This window comes from Flavobacterium sp. CFBP9031, assembly GCF_034044945.1.
In the GTDB taxonomy this organism is placed as follows: Bacteria; Bacteroidota; Bacteroidia; order Flavobacteriales; family Flavobacteriaceae; genus Flavobacterium.
On sequence record NZ_JAXCWF010000005.1, the window covers coordinates 253,608 to 271,090 of the forward strand.

Below are 17,483 nucleotides of genomic sequence, written 5' to 3' on the forward strand. Positions count from 1 at the left end.
TATGAAAAAAGTTGTAATCTTATTTTTATTAGTCTTAACGACAAAAGGACATTCTCAATTTGCTAAAAACATGTTTAGCAAAGACCCTATCATTAATCTTGAAAATTGGCAAAAACAGCGTGTCTATTTTGGCTATTATCTAGGTTTTAATAGTTTTGACTTTAAATTTGACTACAAAACTCCTGTACAGGAAGATATTCAAGTAAAAAAAACTACTGGTTTTAATGTTGGTGTCGTAGCCGATTTAAGACTTCAGGAATACATTAACCTTCGTTTTGAACCAGGTTTGTATTATACTAAACGTGATTTGTTTTTTCCTGGCGTAGGAACTACAGAAAACGACTATTTAAGAGAAGTAAACAGTACTTATATTCACTTTCCTTTATTATTGAAATTTTCTGCCTTGCGCACAGGAAATATACGTCCGTACTTGGTTGGCGGTATGTCTACAACTTTAAATTTATCTAGCAATGCTAAGTCTCAAGATGATAACTTTGAGCAAAAATTTAGAGTAAAACAATGGACAGCTGCTTACGAGTTAGGTTTAGGAATTGATATTTTTACCGAATACTTTATTTTTTCTCCTTCTGTTAGAGGAATGTTCGGAATCACAGATGAACTTATTAGAGATAAAACTCCAGACAGCCCTTGGACTGGAAATATCGATTCGATGAAATCTAGAGCAATTTTAATAAATTTCACTTTTCATTAAAACAAAATATCAACTATTTCGTTTAAATTCACTAAGAATAATTGCTGTTGCAGTAGCTACATTTAAACTTTCGGTTTTTTGAAGCTCTCCAAATCTAGGAATTGTTAGGCGACTGGTTACTATTTTTTCAATTTCTTCTGAAATACCATTGGCTTCATTACCCATAATAATGATTCCATCCTGAGGTAATTTGGATTGATAAATATTTTCTCCGTCCATAAAAGTTCCAAAAACTGGCAGTTTAGTTTGAGCAAGAAAAAGTTTTAAATCAACATAGCTTACATTTACTCTGGTAATTGAACCCATTGTAGCTTGTACCACTTTCGGATTATAAATATCTACCGTTTCTTTAGAACAAATAATCTGCTTAATACCAAACCAATCGCATAAACGCAAAATAGTTCCTAGATTTCCAGGATCTCTAATGTCGTCTAATGCTAAAATTAAGCCCGAATCGATTGTCTTTTTGGGAGCTGGAATTTTAAAAACTGCCAAACAAGAATTCGGAGTCGACAAAGCACTTATTTTTTTCAGTTCTTGGTCATTAATAAGCGTTCGTTTTGAAGCATGTACCGTTTCAAAATCATTCAAAGTGGTGTATAAATGTTCTAATTCAAAATTGGATTGCAGCAATTCTTGAATTACTTTTACTCCTTCTGCAAAGAATAATTGACTAGCAAAACGCTGCTTTTTTTGATGTAAACTAGAGATAAGCTTTATTTGGTTTTTACTAACCATAAAATAATGTACTTTTGAATTAAATATTAAAAAACACTTGAAAAATAATTCCACAAAAATAATAGCATTTCTTCTAATTGCAATATTAATTTGCGCTTGTAATGCCGTAAAAAGAGTTCCCGATGGAAAAAACCTTCTTGTAAAAAATAATATTTTAGTTAACGGAAAATCTACAAATGACGAAACAGCTTCTAACCAAATGTACCAAAAACCAAATGGTAAATTATTAGGTTACAAACTTCGATTAAATTTATACAATTTAGCCAATTTAAATCCAGATTCTACTTATCAAGCAAAATTTAAAAATAATCCTGGAAAGTATGAACGAATGTCCAAAATATTTTCTGCAAAACAAGTAGATCGCCTTGGACAATCGTTTTATTACAAAGGAATTCATGAGTTTTTAAAAAGCACTGGTGAACCGCCTGTAATAGTTGACACTTCAAAAACCAGAAAATCATTATTGCGTTTAAAATACTATTATTTTAACAATGGTTTTTTCAACGTCCATACCGATTACACAATCGACACGGTTGGAGTAAAAAGAGCCGAAATTAATTATAACATCACTACAGGACCAGCTTATAAATTGGATACTATTAGAACCAAAATAATGACTCCTGCGTTAGACTCTTTATACAGAACCAACAATGAACCTTCTTTATTAAAATCTGGAAATCAATATAAAACTACCGATTTTGAAGAAGAGAAAAATCGTATTACAACCTATTTTAGAAATCACGGAGCGTATTATTTTCAGCCTACTTATGTAACTTTTGACATTGATACCATTGGCAAAAAAGCAAAAGCTGATGTTAGCTTAATTATAAACAACAATACTATTCAGGAAAAAGATTCGAGCCGTACAGAACCTTTTAAACTATACAAAATTAGCGATGTAAATATTTACACCGATTATTCTGCTACCAATGCCAAGAAAAAACCAACAGATAGCGTAACATACAACAATTTTAATCTATACAGTTACAAAGGATTAAAATATAGACCGCGTGCTATTACCGATGCTATTTTCATTACAAAAGGAAGCACTTTTGCCGATTTTAGAACCACCCTTTCTTCTCGCTCTTTAAACAATTTAAGGATTTTCAACTATCCTTCTATTCAATACGAAGTAGACAAGAGAGATTCTACAGCTCAATCTCTTATCGCTAATGTTTATCTGACTCCAAGAAAAAAATACAGCTTTGGAGCTACTCTTGACGTAACGCACTCTAATATTCAGGATTTCGGAATTGGAGCCAGCATTTCTGAAACGATTCGAAATGTATTTAATCGAGCAGAAACTCTTGAAATTTCAGCGCGTTTAAACATTGGTTCATCTAGAGATATGGCCAATCCGAACAACAACTTCTTTAACGTTTCGGAATATGGATTAGATATGAAATTAAATTTTCCGAGAATTTTACTGCCCTTTGGAACCGAAAAAATCATTCCGAAAAGCATGATTCCATATACCTCAATATCTTCTGGTTTTTCCAAACAGAGAAATATTGGTCTTGATAAAGAAAACTTCACAGGAGGTATCTCGTATAACTGGAGTCCAAAACGCCATAATACTGCGAAACTGGAATTATTGAATGCACAGTTTGTCCGCAACTTAAATCCAGACAACTATTTTAGAGTTTACACTTCTTCTTATGATGATTTGAATGGAATTGGAAAAGACTACAATGTTAACCCTGGCAACTGGGGAGAAACAACAGAAGAACAAGCAAGAAAAGATCTGACAATACCTAAAGGGACAACAGGATTTACGAATGACGTATTAACAGGCCAAACTGCTCTAACACCTTCAGACTCTCAATACCAAGAAGTTGAAAGTATTGAAGAAAGAAGAGTTCGTTTAACTGAAAATGATTTCATTCTAGCAACAAGTTTCTCTTTTACTAAAACAACTAAAAAAGATTTAGCAGATAACAACTTCTATCAATTTAGAACAAAAATAGAATCAGCAGGAACTTTGTTGTCTCTAGTCTCTGAAATTGGAAACCTTCAAAAAAATTCAAGAGGAAATTATGAGATTTTCAACCTAGAATACTCAGAATATGTTAAAACTGAATTTGATTACATCAAACACTGGGACTTTGGAAAAGAAAAAGTTTTGGCTGTTAGAAGCTTCTTCGGAATTGCAGTTCCGTTTGGAAATTCAAATTACATTCCGTTTTCACGAAGTTATTATGCCGGAGGTTCAAATGACAACCGTGCTTGGCAACCTTATGCTTTAGGACCGGGAAGTACAAATGCTGTAAATGACTTTAATGAAGCAAATATGAAAATTGCGGCAAGTATCGAATATCGCTTCAAAATTTTTGGAGATGTTAAGGGAGCTCTCTTTGCAGACGCCGGAAATATCTGGAATGTGCTCGATAATGTCGTAGATCCTAAAGCAAAATTTGACAACTTAAACGATTTAGAAGAAATTGCTTTGGGTACAGGATTCGGTTTACGATACGATTTAAGCTTTTTTGTTATTCGTTTAGATTTAGGCTTTAAGACCTATAATCCCTCGCATGACAAAGGAGATAGATGGTTTAAAGAATACAATTTTGGGCACTCGGTTTTAAATTTTGGAATAAATTATCCGTTCTAATGCTAATTAATTCTTATTTTTGCAACCTAAAAACTAAAAACAACTATAAAAAAAATTACAATGGCACATAACATTAAACCAGGAGTAGCTACAGGAGATCAAGTACAAGAGATCTTTAATTATGCTAAAGAGAAGGGTTTTGCTCTTCCAGCAGTAAACGTTACTGGATCAAGCACAATTAACGGAGTTCTTGAAACTGCAGCAAAACTAAAAGCGCCAGTTATCATTCAATTTTCTAACGGAGGAGCACAATTCAACGCTGGAAAAGGATTATCAAATGCAGGTGAAAAAGCAGCAATCGCAGGAGGAATCGCGGGAGCAAAACATATTCATACTTTGGCAGAAGCTTACGGTGCAACTGTAATCTTACACACTGACCACTGTGCAAAAAAACTTTTACCTTGGATTGATGGTTTATTAGACGCTTCTGAAAAACACTTTGCAGAAACAGGAAAACCATTATTCAGTTCTCACATGATCGATTTGTCTGAGGAGCCAATCGAAGAAAATATCGAGATCTGTAAAGAATATTTAGCTAGAATGAGCAAAATGGGTATGACATTAGAAATCGAACTTGGTATTACAGGTGGTGAAGAAGATGGTGTTGATAACTCTGATGTTGACAGCTCAAAATTATATACTCAACCAGAAGAAGTAGCTTACGCTTACGAAGAATTATCTAAAGTAAGCCCTAAATTTACAATTGCTGCTGCTTTCGGAAACGTTCACGGTGTTTACAAACCAGGAAACGTAAAATTAACTCCAAAAATCTTAAAAAATTCTCAAGACTTCGTACAAAACAAATTCAACACAGGACACAATCCAGTTGATTTCGTATTCCACGGAGGTTCAGGTTCTACACTTGAAGAAATCAGAGAGGGAATTAGCTACGGAGTTATCAAAATGAACATTGATACAGATTTACAGTTTGCATACACTGAAGGAATCCGTGATTATATGGTTAAAAACCTTGACTATTTGAAATCACAAATTGGTAACCCAGAAGGTGCTGATGCTCCAAACAAAAAATATTATGACCCAAGAAGATGGGTTCGTGAAAGCGAAGTAACATTCAACGCAAGATTGGAACAAGCTTTTGCAGATTTAAATAACGTAAACACGTTATAAAAAAGTATTCAGTTTACAGTTTTAAGTATTCAGTATCTGAGTACTTAAAACTGAATACCACTGAACACTGAAATTTTTATTACTGAACACTGAATACTAGAAAAATGGCTTGGTTTAAAAGACAAGAAAAAGGGATTACGACCGCGACAGAAGATAAGATGGACGTTCCGAAAGGATTGTGGTACAAATCTCCTACTGGAAAAATTATTGATGCTGACGAATTAGCGAGAAATTTATTCGTGAGCCCTGAAGATGATTTTCATGTTCGAATTGGAAGCGCAACCTATTTTGAAATTTTATTCGACAACAACGAATTTGTTGAGTTAGATAAAAACATGACTTCTAAAGATCCTTTGCATTTTGTGGATACAAAAAAATATGCAGAGCGTTTGAAAGATGTAATGGAAAAAACTCACTTAAAAGACGCTGTTCGTACGGGAGTAGGAAAATCTAAAGGAAGAGAACTTGTAATTTGCTGTATGGATTTTGCATTCATCGGTGGATCTATGGGAGCTGTAGTAGGTGAAAAAATCGCAAGAGGTATTGATCACGCTATTAAAAACAAACTTCCATTTGTAATGATTTCTAAATCTGGTGGAGCTCGTATGATGGAAGCTGCTTATTCTTTAATGCAATTAGCAAAAACTTCTGTAAAACTAGCTCAATTAGCTGAAGCTAAATTACCTTATATTTCTCTTTGTACAGACCCAACAACTGGAGGAACAACAGCATCATACGCGATGTTAGGAGATATCAACATCTCTGAGCCTGGCGCTTTAATTGGTTTTGCTGGTCCGCGTGTTGTACGTGACACTACAGGAAAAGATTTACCTGAAGGTTTCCAAACTGCTGAGTTCTTATTAGAGCACGGTTTCTTAGACTTTATCACGCCTAGAAAAGAATTGAAAGATAAGATCAACTTATATATCGATTTGATTCAAAACAATGATATTAGATAGTTTTAAAACTACTTAAAATAGAAAATCCCAAGAAATTGCTTCTTGGGATTTTTTTTTGTTTTTAAACCAAATAAATTATATAAGTATATTCAATCTTTTCCTGCAAGGTTTTAAAAACCTTGCAGGTATTAATTTCATGCAGAATATTTTTTCTAAATTAAAATCTTAAGCTAGACCTACAAGGTTTTCAAAACCTTGCAGGAAGACATGAAAAAATCCTATTCTTAACTCGCCTTTTTCAAATCTTTTTTCAACTCTTTCTCCGCTATTTTATAAGCTCGCTTTTCACGCCAAATCGCATAGCGCTTTCTAAAAATCACTTTTATACCGCTATCTACTGCTCCATGCATAAATAAGCTCCAAACGCTCGCAATTTTTCTTGACACAGATTGATCCCATGCGCGAAGTGTAAGCGAAAAAGAACCGTCTATATAACGCATCCAGTGCCACATTCCTGTTGGCATGAACAAAGTATCTCCGTGCTCTAAGAAAACCTCATAGCCCTCTACTCCTTTTAGAGCTGGAAATTTTTCAAAATCAGGATTCGCAACATCGTAATCTTCTAAAGCATAAGTCGTATTTGGGATACAATAAAGCCTTTTCTTCCATTTATTATCAAATAGTATAATATGTTTTCTTCCTCCAAAATGAGTGTGAAAAAGATGCGGCAAATCGATATCATAATGCAAAAAAGTAATTGCCTTTGAACCGCCAAAAAACATGGCAGGCATACTTTCTATAAAACCTCCCATTAATTCTTTAGGAACTTTTACATCATCAATTAATTCTGGTCTGTGTTTGAAAAGATTGAAGAAAAAAATACGCAATTGAGTTGGTTCGCGTTTTATCAAATCTAGATATTCTCCAAATTTCATACTTGCTATAGAAGCGTTGATCACTTTTGCTGGATCTGCCTTTGAATTATCTACAAGTTTAACCTCTATATCTCCAGCAATCTGCTTGAAATACTCTGTCGACCATTTTTCTCTTGCTGGCCAATCTTTTGTAAGTCCCTTTATGATTAAAGGTTTTCTTTTATCTAGGTAATTCTTTTTAAAATCTTCCCTAGAAATCGACTCAACAGTATCAACAGATTTAAGATTAAAGCTCATTTATCTTGTATTTTAATTTGTTGTCTATCAAATGTATCTATTTATTCCCACTCAACAAAATTTACAATTAAATAACACAAAAACAATATTTTACATTCCTGTTCGAATGGCTTCTACAGGATCTAAATTTGCCGCCGAAATAGCAGGAAGAATTCCAGAAATCAAACCAATAAGAGCCGCTAAACTAGTTCCTAAAAGAATATTTCCTAAACTCAAAACAAATTCAAAATCAAGGGCTTTTGTTAAGATTACAGCAATTCCCCAAACCATCAGCAGACCTATAATTCCGCCAATAACAGAAAGAATAACAGCTTCAAACAAAAATTGAAATAAGATAAATTTATTCTTCGCTCCCAATGATTTCTGAATCCCGATTAGATTGGTTCTTTCTTTAACCGAAACAAACATAATATTCGCAATTCCGAACCCGCCAACAAGAAGAGAAAACCCACTAATAATCCACCCTACAAAATTCATCTGACCTAAAATTCCGTCAATAAAATCTGTAAAACCGGAAAGTACATTAATAAAGAAATTATCCATTTCTCCCGCTTTCATTCCACGAATTGCTCGAAGTTTCTGAGCAATTTCTGCTTTATACGCCTCCATATCTACGTCTTTTTCTGGCTTTAAAACTATAACTGGAGTCATAGAATCGCTGTCTCCGTACATTCTTCTTAAAAAATTAGCCGGAAGATAAACCGAAGTATCATTACTGTCTCCAAAAAAACCGGCTCCTTGTTTTGCCATTACACCAATTACAGTAAATCGCTGTCCATATAAGCGAATATTTTTCCCAATTGGATCACTTGCACCAAAAAGACCATCGGCTATATCATATCCAAGAACAATAACAGGAGTTCCCGAATTAGATTCAGATTCGTTATAAAATCTTCCTTTGTCAAAACTCAATCCGTCAATATCGACCATTTCGTTTGATGCCGGAATAATATTTACATCGCTGACTGTTTTAGAATCATATTTCAAACTTTCCCTATTTACAAAAAGCTGATATGCTACTTGATCGGTATTATTCATTGAATTTTTTAAACCAATATATTCGTCATATTTTACATTTGGAAACTGTTCTCTCTTCCATTGCGGAATTTCAGACGGCCCAAAGCAGTATTTCATTAAATAAATTGTATTTTTATCTAAGCTACTCAGATCTTTAGAGATTTTTTTATCTAAAGAGTCAACAGCGGCCAAAACGGCAATGATTGAAAAAATACCGATCGTTACACCTAAAAGCGACAATAATGTGCGTAATTTATTATTTCGCAAAGCATTGATGGCAAAGCTTAGACTTTCTTTTAATAATCTTAGATAAACGATCATATTTTTGTATATTTCAATAAAGTAAAATTCAATAATTTAAATTCAAAAACCTAATAAAAGTTAACTTACTCATCAGTAGATTTTTTTAGCATTTTGTTACACTAATTTTCTTTAATATAATATATAAAAAAACTACTTTTGCAGTCTCAAAATCATAACTACACAATGAGCACAACAAAAAAAATACAATCGGCATTAATTTCTGTTTTTTCTAAAGATGGATTAGAACCAATTGTTAGAAAATTACACGAACAAAATGTAACACTTTATTCAACTGGAGGAACTGAAGATTTTATCAAAAACCTTGGCATTCCAGTAGTTCCTGTTGAAGATATCACTTCTTTCCCTGAAATTCTTGGCGGAAGGGTAAAAACTTTACACCCAAAGATTTTTGGCGGAATCTTGAATCGTCAAGACAACGAAAGCGACGTTCAGCAAATGAAGGAATTTGATATTCCTCAAATCGATTTAGTAATTGTTGATTTATATCCTTTTGAAAAAACAGTTGCTTCTGGAGCTAGCGAACAAGATATTATTGAGAAAATTGATATTGGTGGTATTTCATTAATTCGTGCTGGTGCAAAAAACTTTAAAGACACTGTAATTGTTGCTTCTGTTAACGAGTACAGCTTACTTTTGGATTTGATTACGGAGCAAGATGGAGCAACAACTTTGGAAAACAGAAGATTGTTGGCTACTAAAGCATTCCACGTTTCATCTCACTACGATGGCGCTATTTTTAATTATTTCAACACAGACGAGACTATCTACAAAGAAAGCATTGCAAATGGTCAGGTTTTAAGATACGGTGAAAACCCTCACCAAAAAGGATTCTTCTTTGGAGATTTTGATGCTATGTTCAACAAACTTCACGGAAAAGAATTATCATACAATAATTTACTTGATGTTGATGCTGCAGTAAATTTAATTGCTGAATTTAAAACTGACGGACCAACGTTCGCCATTTTAAAACACAACAATGCTTGCGGATTGGCTTCAAGAAAAACAATCAGCGAAGCTTATTTAGCCGCTTTAGCTTGTGATCCTACTTCTGCTTTTGGAGGAGTGTTAATTTCTAACACCAAAATTGATTTAGAAACTGCACAGGAAATCAACAAATTATTCTGCGAAGTAGTAATCGCTCCAGCTTATGATGATGAGGCTGTTACGGTGCTACAAGAGAAGAAAAACAGAATTATATTAGTTCAAAATGAAGTTGAATTACCAGCTCGTCAAGTAAGAACTTGTCTTAATGGTTTGTTAATTCAGGACAGAAATAATATTACGGATAATAAAGAGCATTTAAAAACCGTTACAATTACAGAACCTACTGCTCAAGAGATCGAAGATTTGATCTTTGCTTCTAAAATCTGCAAGAATACAAAATCAAACACTATTGTATTTGCTAAGAACGGAACATTGATTTCATCAGGTACAGGTCAGACTTCAAGAGTTGACGCTTTAATTCAAGCTGTTGACAAAGCAAAAGCTTTTGGATTTGATTTAAATGGAGCTTCGATGGCAAGTGATGCATTTTTCCCATTTCCGGATTGTGTAGAATTAGCCAAAAAAGCAGGAATAACTGCTGTAATTCAGCCAGGAGGTTCAATTAAAGACGAATTAAGTATAAATTATTGCAATGAAAATAATCTTGCAATGGTATTTACAGGAACTCGTCATTTTAAACATTAATTTGTTTAACTTTGTTCGATAAATAATTTATAACATTTTAAACCCCTAAAAAACTTATGGGATTTTTTGATTTCATGACCGAGGATATTGCGATAGACCTTGGAACCGCAAACACTTTAATCATTCATAATGATAAAGTTGTCATTGATAGTCCATCTATCGTTGCACGTGATAGAGTATCAGGCAAAATCATTGCTGTTGGTAAGGAAGCCAATATGATGCAAGGTAAAACACATGAAAACATCAAAACTATAAGGCCTTTGAAAGATGGTGTAATCGCTGATTTTGATGCTTCGGAAAAAATGATCAATATGTTCATTAAAAGTATTCCTGCATTGAAAAAAAGAATGTTTACTCCAGCTTTACGTATGGTTGTATGTATTCCTTCTGGTATTACTGAAGTGGAGATGAGAGCGGTGAAGGAATCTTGCGAGAGAGTAAACGGAAAAGAAGTTTACTTGATTCATGAGCCAATGGCAGCGGCAATTGGTATTGGTATAGACATTATGCAACCAAAAGGCAACATGATTGTAGATATCGGAGGTGGTACAACAGAAATTGCTGTTATCGCTTTAGGCGGAATTGTTTGTGACAAATCTGTAAAAATTGCAGGTGACGTTTTCACAAACGACATCGTTTATTACATGCGTACACAGCACAACCTTTTTGTAGGAGAAAGTACTGCAGAAAAAATTAAAATTCAAATCGGAGCGGCTATTGAAGATTTAGATGGTCCGCCAGAAGATATGTCAGTTCAAGGTAGAGATTTACTTACTGGTAAACCAAAACAAGTAGATGTTTCTTACCGTGAAATTGCAAAAGCATTAGACAAATCTATTCAGCGTATTGAAGATGCGGTAATGGAAACATTATCTCAGACTCCTCCTGAGTTAGCAGCAGATATCTACAACACTGGTATCTATTTAGCTGGTGGTGGATCGATGCTAAGAGGTCTTGACAAACGTATTTCTCAAAAAACAGACTTACCGGTTTATATTGCCGAAGATCCTTTAAGAGCAGTTGTACGAGGAACAGGAATGGCTCTTAAAAACATCGCTAAATTTAAAAGTATCTTAATCAAATAAGATTCAAAATAACAATCAATTTACTTTTATAAGGGTCAGATTTTTAATATTTGACCCTTGTAAAAACTGAAACCTTTAAGCATATCCTGAAACAAAATAACCAGACAAGAAATGCAGCAAATATTTAATTTCATTATAAGAAACAGTAATCGATTGCTGTTTTTGCTGCTTTTAGGTATTTCGTTGACGCTCACAATTCAATCGCATTCCTACCACAGAAGCAGAGTAATCAGTTCAGCTAATTTTTTAAGCGGAGGTGTTTATGAAAGAATTAATCGTGTAAACGAATATTTGAATTTAAGAGCCGAAAATGATGAACTTGTATTAGAGAATGCAAGGTTAAAAAGTCTTTTGTTTAATAAAGAAGACACTACCAAAGCACCATTGCCAGATAGCATTAAAGGTGTAAAACCTGCAGATATTGTGGTATCAAAGGTAATTCATAATACATACAACACACACGAAAACTATATCACTTTAAACTCTGGAAGCAAAGAAGGAGTTAAGCCAGATATGGGAGTTATAAACAGCTTAGGTATTATTGGAGTAGTAGACAATACTTCTGCAAACTATTCTACAGTAGTGAGCATTTTGAACATGAAGTCGCATATTAATGCTAAAATCAAAAAATCTAACCACTTTGGTTCTTTAACTTGGGATGGTAAAAGTACAGGATTTGTTCAGCTAGAGGATGTGCCAAGATTAGCATCAATTAGAAAAGGTGACACCATTGTTACCGGAGGACAATCTGTAATTTTCCCTGAAGGAATTAATATCGGAACTGTAGACGTTATATACAAAAAAGAAAACACAAGTTTTTATGTTATAAAAGTTAAACTATTTAACGATATGACAAACTTGGGTCATGTATACGTCATCAAAAGTAAAGACAGAGAAGAACTTATTAACTTAGAAAACAAAAACAAAGAAAAAAATGAATAGCGCTCTGTTAGTCAATATTTTTCGATTTATTATGTTACTGGCAGTTCAGATTGTTATTTTTAACAATATGAATTTCTTAGGATATATAAGTCCTTTTCCGTATATCTTGTATATCATTCTATACCCTGTAAACAGCAATAAAGCAGGACTAATAATTTCTAGTTTTTTACTTGGACTTACAATGGATATGTTCTGTAATTCTGGAGGTATACATGCAACTGCGTGTGTTATATTAGCGTATTATAGACCCTATATTTTTAAATTTTCTTTTGGTCTGAGTTATGAATATCAAACTATTAAACTAAACGAATCTTTAACACCAGAACGATTTTCATTTATACTGGTTTCGGTTTTAATGCACCATATTGTATTATTTGTTTTAGAAGCATTTCAATTCAAATTTATCTGGGACATTTTGCTCCGAACCTTATTTAGTTCTATCTTCACTATAATCACCTCAATAATAATAATTTATCTTATTAAGCCCAATAAACGATGAGAAAAGTCTTGCTGCCCACTATAATTATTATTGCAGCGTCTTTGCTAGTGATTAGGATTTTTTACCTGCAGATTATTGATGATTCTTTTAAATTGAAATCGGAAAATAATGCGATAAAAAAAGTATATGACTATCCTGAAAGAGGTTATATTTATGATCGTAACGGAAAACTTCTTGTTGCGAATCAGGCTTCTTATGACATCATGGTTATTCCTAGAGATGTAAAAAAAGATTTAAATATTGCCGAATTTTGCGCTCTTCTAAATATTACTGAAGAAGAATATCATAAACGCGTCGAAAAGGCAAAAGTATATAGTCCGAGACTTCCTTCTGTTTTCTTATCTCAGCTAAACAAAAATGAATTTGCTGCTTTTCAGGAAAAAATCAGAAAATATGATGGTTTCTATTTCCAGAAAAGATCACTTCGTGATTATGAAGTAGATTATGGAGCAAATATTTTTGGTTTTATTACACAGGTTAACGAAAAACAGATTGAAAAAAATCCTTACTACAATAGTGGAGATTTAATTGGAAAACAAGGTGTAGAGCAAAGTTATGAAGAAATTTTACGCGGAATAAAAGGTGTAAAATACATTCAAAAAGACAAATACAACCGAGAAATTGGTGCTTATAAAGAAGGGAAATATGACACCATCGCCGTAGCTGGAGAAGATATTAATTTAACTATTGATGCTGAACTTCAAAAATATGGTGAGGAATTGATGATTAATAAGCGAGGAGGAATTGTCGCGCTTGAACCTAAATCTGGAGAAATTCTAGCATTGGTCACTGCTCCTTCCTATGATCCAGGTATTTTAGTAGGTCGCCAAAGATCTAAAAATTATACGCTTTTATATAACGATTCTATTTCAAAACCATTATACGACAGAGGACTTTTAGCAGAGTATCCTCCAGGCTCTCCATTTAAAATCCTAACTGGTTTAGTTGCACTTCAAGAAGGTGTGATAAATGAGCAGACTACTTTTATGTGTCATCACGGATTTAGTTATGGTGGAGGCCGATTCATGAAGTGTCACGGTTTTGGTCCACATCAATTGCATAACGGAATTTACAATTCTTGCAACACTTATTTTGGACAAGCCTATATGTTGACCATTAATAAATATAAAGATCCTGGTCAGGCGGTTGATGTTTGGAGCGGTCACATAAAAAGTTTTGGTTTAGGACAATTTATGGGATATGATTTACCTATTGGAAAACGAGGAAATATCCCAACTTCTAAAACCTATAAAAGAATTTATCCTAACGGAGGATGGAGAAGCTCAACTATTGTATCGAATGCAATTGGTCAGGGAGAGGTCTTAATGACACCTATTCAATTGGCCAACATGATGGCGACTGTTGCAAATCAGGGTTATTATTATACTCCTCATATCATTAAAAAAATTGAAGGAGAAAAAATCGACGAAAAGTTCACTACAAAACACGTGACTACGGTTGATCAAAAATATTTCCCACCAGTTATCAGTGGACTGTTTGATGTTTACAACAAAGGTACAGCTTACAGTTTAAGAGTAGAAGGAATCGATATTTGCGGAAAAACAGGTACTGCCGAGAACTTTGCCAAAATAAACGGCAAAAGAACACAGCTTAAAGACCACTCTATATTTGTTGCTTTTGCACCAAAAGACAATCCAAAAATTGCTATTGCGGTTATGATTGAAAATGGAGGTTTTGGAGCAACAGTTGCGGGTCCGATAGCGAGTTTAATGATTGAAAAATATCTAAGAAAGAAAATTACAAGAACCGATCTAGAAATAAGAGTACTGAATAAAAGCTTACTTTCAGAATATGCTAAATTGGGAGGAATAAGTGAGGCTCTTAAAATTGAATCTGTTCCTAAAGATTCTGTTTTGCAAGCTAAAATTGCAAAGCCAAAAGCACCAGTTACAACGGCACCAAAAACTGAAGTTAAAAAAACAGCGGTAGACACAACTAAGAAAAACTAAGAAAGATTATTTCAAATGAAAAATCAAAGTGTAAAAAATAATATTGATTGGATAAGTGTCTTTATCTACATTGCGCTGGTAACTTTAGGTTGGCTTAATATTTACTCGTCTTCCTTATTATCAACAGATGGTACTTATCAAAAACAGCTGATTTTTATTTGCTGTACAATTCCTTTGATATTTGTTGTGCTTTTTGTTGATGGTAAATTCTATGAAAAATATGCTAGTATCATATTTGGAGTTTCTTTATTATCTCTTGCTGGATTGTTTCTCTTCGGAAAAACAATTGCTGGACAGCGATGCTGGTACGCAATCGGAAGTTTTACTTTGCAACCTTCTGAGTTTGCAAAAGCCGCGACATCATTGGCTTTGGCCAAATATTTAAGCGACACACAGATCAACTTAAAAGAAACCAATAGACAAATTCAGGCTTTAGCCATTATGCTATTACCTGTAATACTTATTCTTCCACAGCCAGATCCTGGAAGCGCTTTAATTTATAGTGCTTTTATTCTTGTTCTGTATCGAGAAGGCTTACCTTCTTGGTATGTTTGGACAGCATTTATAACAATTATACTCTTTGTTCTTACTTTGGTTTTAGAACCATACGCTGTTATCGCAATGGCTTTTGTAGTTTTGGCAATCATACATTTTAAAGGCAGAGCAGTAGATCGAAATATTATTTTAAGCGGTATTTTATTAGTTTTAATCTCAGGATTTGTTTTCTCTGTAGATTATGTATTTGACAATGTTTTTAAACAGCACCACAGAGACCGTTTCAATATTTTACTAGGTAAAACTGTAGATATGAAAGGGATTGGATATAATACCAATCAGTCTGAAATTGCAATTGGTTCTGGTGGATGGATCGGAAAAGGTTTCCTAGAAGGAACACAAACCAAAGGAGGATTTGTTCCTGAGCAACACACCGATTATATTTTTACAACTGTTGGTGAAGAATGGGGATTTGCAGGTTCTTTTGTTGTTATTTTACTTTTCGTTAGTTTATTGCTTAGAGTAATTTATTTGGCAGAAAGACAGAAGACAAAGTTTAGCCGAGTCTATGGCTATTGCGTCGCCGCAATTCTATTTATACACTTCTTTGTAAATATCGCAATGGTAATTGGAATTTTCCCTACAATTGGTGTTCCTCTGCCGTTCTTTTCATACGGAGGCTCTGGACTCTGGGGATTCACCATTTTGCTGTTTATTTTCCTTAAAATGGATGCAAATAAAGTGAATGAATGGTAATTTAAAATATTCCATTTTAGTTGCTTTACCTGTTCGCTATTGCTCGGATTTAAATTCCAATTAGAAATATTTATACAACTAAAATAATTTAACCTAAAAGCTGTAATTACGTTTTAAAAACTAATTGCAGCTTTTTTTGATTTTACATTTACTCTCTTAGCTTCGATTTTATTTTCTAAGTAAGATTATATATCATACAATGGAAACGTCAACAATAACTTTAAAAACAAAGCATAAAAAAATCCGAAGTTTAAGCTTCGGATTTTTTTATTTACTTTAAGATTATATTTGTTCCTTTGGTGTCTTTTTAAATAGTTTAACTAGAACCGGGAACGTTGAGATTATAACGATAATAACTATAATGTATTCAATATGTTTCTTTAAATCTATGCCTTGCTTTAAGAAAATACCGTATAGATAATGTCCTGCGAAAATTAAAATAAACGACCAAAGAAAAGAACTCAGGATATTGTAAAACATAAACTTCTTTCTATCCATCGATACAATACCCGCAACAATTGGAGCAAAGGTTCTGAAAATTGGAAGGAAACGTGCGTAAATAATTGCTTTTCCACCATATTTTTCAAAGAAATCTTTTGACTGCAACAGATATTTCTTCTTGAACCAGAATGTATCTTCTTTTTTGAATAAATAATAACCGCTTTTTGCGCCAAACCAATAACCAGTCATATTACCTAAAACTCCCATTACAGCAACTGCTGTAGCAAGCAGAAAGACATTTATAAAATCATTTGGAATAGAGGCAACATTCTCAACTAGATCACGGCTGTAAATACCTGCCAAAAAAAGCAAACTATCTCCAGGCAGAAAAAAACCTGCAAAAAGTCCTGTTTCGGCAAAAACGATAAACAGAACAATAAACAACCCAATCTGAAAACCTCCAACGCTTAAAGTAATATAAAATTCAGGGTTTAGTAACTGGGTCCATTCAAAATTATTCATAAAAGGGGAATTGGTTATCTTATAAGTTCGTGAAAGTAACAATAATTTAGCTTAACCACAATAAAATACGGTATTTTAAACATAAATTAACTATTAAAAAAAGCCCAAACTATTCGTCTGGGCCTTCTTTACATTATTCTCTTACATACTTGCAACAGCTGTGTAAGTTATCATAATCTGCAGTTGTCGCCTTAACTTCCTTAGTATCATGACCTGCCTTTGCAATCGCTTTGTTTAAATCTGAAGGAGAACATTTTTCTTCGTTTAAAATAACCGAAAGCTGATGAGAGCTTACATCCCAACTTGCACTTTTTACACCCGGAACTCCGTAAGCCGCTTTTTCAATTCGTTTCTTGCATTGTTCGCAGTTACCATTTACTTCTGTTGCATACTTTAAGTTCTTATTTTTCTTCGTTTGAGCCTGAGCCGACAAACCTAAAAAAACCATCATTGCGATTAAAACTATCTTATTCATTGTATTTA

The 17,483-nt window shown here is 33.6% G+C and carries 15 protein-coding genes; 10 read left to right on the top strand and 5 right to left on the bottom strand.

Annotation, left to right across the window (positions count from 1 at the left end; translation table 11 throughout):
* Position 1 precedes the first annotated feature (1 nt).
* The gene (locus tag SOM12_RS10755; RefSeq protein ID WP_095928096.1) at positions 2 to 712 is read left to right on the top strand and encodes a porin family protein; all 711 of its coding nucleotides are present in this window, start codon (positions 2 to 4) and stop codon (positions 710 to 712) included.
* A gap of 9 nt (positions 713 to 721) precedes the next feature.
* Here the strand turns inward: SOM12_RS10755 and SOM12_RS10760 are convergent, their stop codons facing one another.
* Positions 722 to 1,450 carry an RNA methyltransferase gene (locus SOM12_RS10760; RefSeq protein WP_320493418.1) on the bottom strand — a complete coding sequence of 243 codons (729 nt, stop codon included), beginning with the start codon at positions 1,448 to 1,450 and terminating at the stop codon, positions 722 to 724.
* Between the two features lie 37 nt (positions 1,451 to 1,487).
* Here SOM12_RS10760 and SOM12_RS10765 point away from each other — a divergent pair, with 37 nt between their 5' ends.
* The 3 genes from SOM12_RS10765 (at position 1,488) to accD (ending at position 6,148) form a co-directional block, all read left to right on the top strand.
* Positions 1,488 to 4,061: a BamA/TamA family outer membrane protein gene (locus tag SOM12_RS10765; protein ID WP_095928098.1), complete on the top strand. Its 2,574-nt coding sequence runs from the start codon at positions 1,488 to 1,490 to the stop codon at positions 4,059 to 4,061.
* A 60-nt stretch (positions 4,062 to 4,121) separates the two neighbouring features.
* A complete protein-coding gene (fbaA, locus tag SOM12_RS10770; RefSeq protein ID WP_320493419.1) occupies positions 4,122 to 5,189 on the top strand; it encodes a class II fructose-bisphosphate aldolase in 1,068 nt (355 codons plus the stop codon).
* A gap of 104 nt (positions 5,190 to 5,293) precedes the next feature.
* Complete coding sequence (gene accD, locus SOM12_RS10775) at positions 5,294 to 6,148, top strand: acetyl-CoA carboxylase, carboxyltransferase subunit beta (protein WP_026728501.1); 855 nt, start codon at positions 5,294 to 5,296, stop codon at positions 6,146 to 6,148.
* A gap of 224 nt (positions 6,149 to 6,372) precedes the next feature.
* Here the strand turns inward: accD and SOM12_RS10780 are convergent, their stop codons facing one another.
* A complete protein-coding gene (locus SOM12_RS10780) occupies positions 6,373 to 7,260 on the bottom strand; it encodes a cupin-like domain-containing protein (RefSeq protein ID WP_320493420.1) in 888 nt (295 codons plus the stop codon).
* A 90-nt stretch (positions 7,261 to 7,350) separates the two neighbouring features.
* Entirely contained in the window at positions 7,351 to 8,598 is a 1,248-nt protein-coding gene (locus tag SOM12_RS10785; protein ID WP_320493421.1) for an ABC transporter permease, read from the bottom strand.
* A 165-nt stretch (positions 8,599 to 8,763) separates the two neighbouring features.
* Between SOM12_RS10785 and purH the strand changes: the two genes are divergently transcribed.
* From purH to rodA, 6 genes are all read left to right on the top strand, one after another.
* The gene (purH, locus tag SOM12_RS10790) at positions 8,764 to 10,290 is read left to right on the top strand and encodes a bifunctional phosphoribosylaminoimidazolecarboxamide formyltransferase/IMP cyclohydrolase (RefSeq protein ID WP_320493422.1); all 1,527 of its coding nucleotides are present in this window, start codon (positions 8,764 to 8,766) and stop codon (positions 10,288 to 10,290) included.
* A gap of 56 nt (positions 10,291 to 10,346) precedes the next feature.
* Complete coding sequence (locus tag SOM12_RS10795) at positions 10,347 to 11,375, top strand: rod shape-determining protein (RefSeq protein WP_008466528.1); 1,029 nt, start codon at positions 10,347 to 10,349, stop codon at positions 11,373 to 11,375.
* Between the two features lie 111 nt (positions 11,376 to 11,486).
* A complete protein-coding gene (mreC, locus tag SOM12_RS10800; protein ID WP_095928102.1) occupies positions 11,487 to 12,317 on the top strand; it encodes a rod shape-determining protein MreC in 831 nt (276 codons plus the stop codon).
* Positions 12,310 to 12,816 (top strand): rod shape-determining protein MreD, encoded by a 507-nt coding sequence (locus tag SOM12_RS10805; protein WP_095928103.1) that lies wholly within the window; start codon positions 12,310 to 12,312, stop codon positions 12,814 to 12,816. Before mreC ends, SOM12_RS10805 begins: the two co-directional genes overlap by 8 nt.
* Entirely contained in the window at positions 12,813 to 14,786 is a 1,974-nt protein-coding gene (gene mrdA / locus SOM12_RS10810) for a penicillin-binding protein 2 (RefSeq protein ID WP_320493423.1), read from the top strand. The genes SOM12_RS10805 and mrdA overlap by 4 nt, the downstream gene beginning before the upstream one ends.
* Before the next feature lie 15 nt (positions 14,787 to 14,801).
* The gene (rodA, locus tag SOM12_RS10815) at positions 14,802 to 16,037 is read left to right on the top strand and encodes a rod shape-determining protein RodA (RefSeq protein ID WP_095928105.1); all 1,236 of its coding nucleotides are present in this window, start codon (positions 14,802 to 14,804) and stop codon (positions 16,035 to 16,037) included.
* 282 nt (positions 16,038 to 16,319) lie between these two features.
* Here rodA and SOM12_RS10820 read toward each other — a convergent pair whose 3' ends face one another.
* The gene (locus SOM12_RS10820; RefSeq protein WP_320493424.1) at positions 16,320 to 17,000 is read right to left on the bottom strand and encodes a DedA family protein; all 681 of its coding nucleotides are present in this window, start codon (positions 16,998 to 17,000) and stop codon (positions 16,320 to 16,322) included.
* A 133-nt stretch (positions 17,001 to 17,133) separates the two neighbouring features.
* On the bottom strand, positions 17,134 to 17,475 hold the full coding sequence (locus SOM12_RS10825) for a heavy-metal-associated domain-containing protein (protein WP_095928107.1): 342 nt from the start codon (positions 17,473 to 17,475) through the stop codon (positions 17,134 to 17,136).
* Positions 17,476 to 17,483 lie beyond the last annotated feature (8 nt).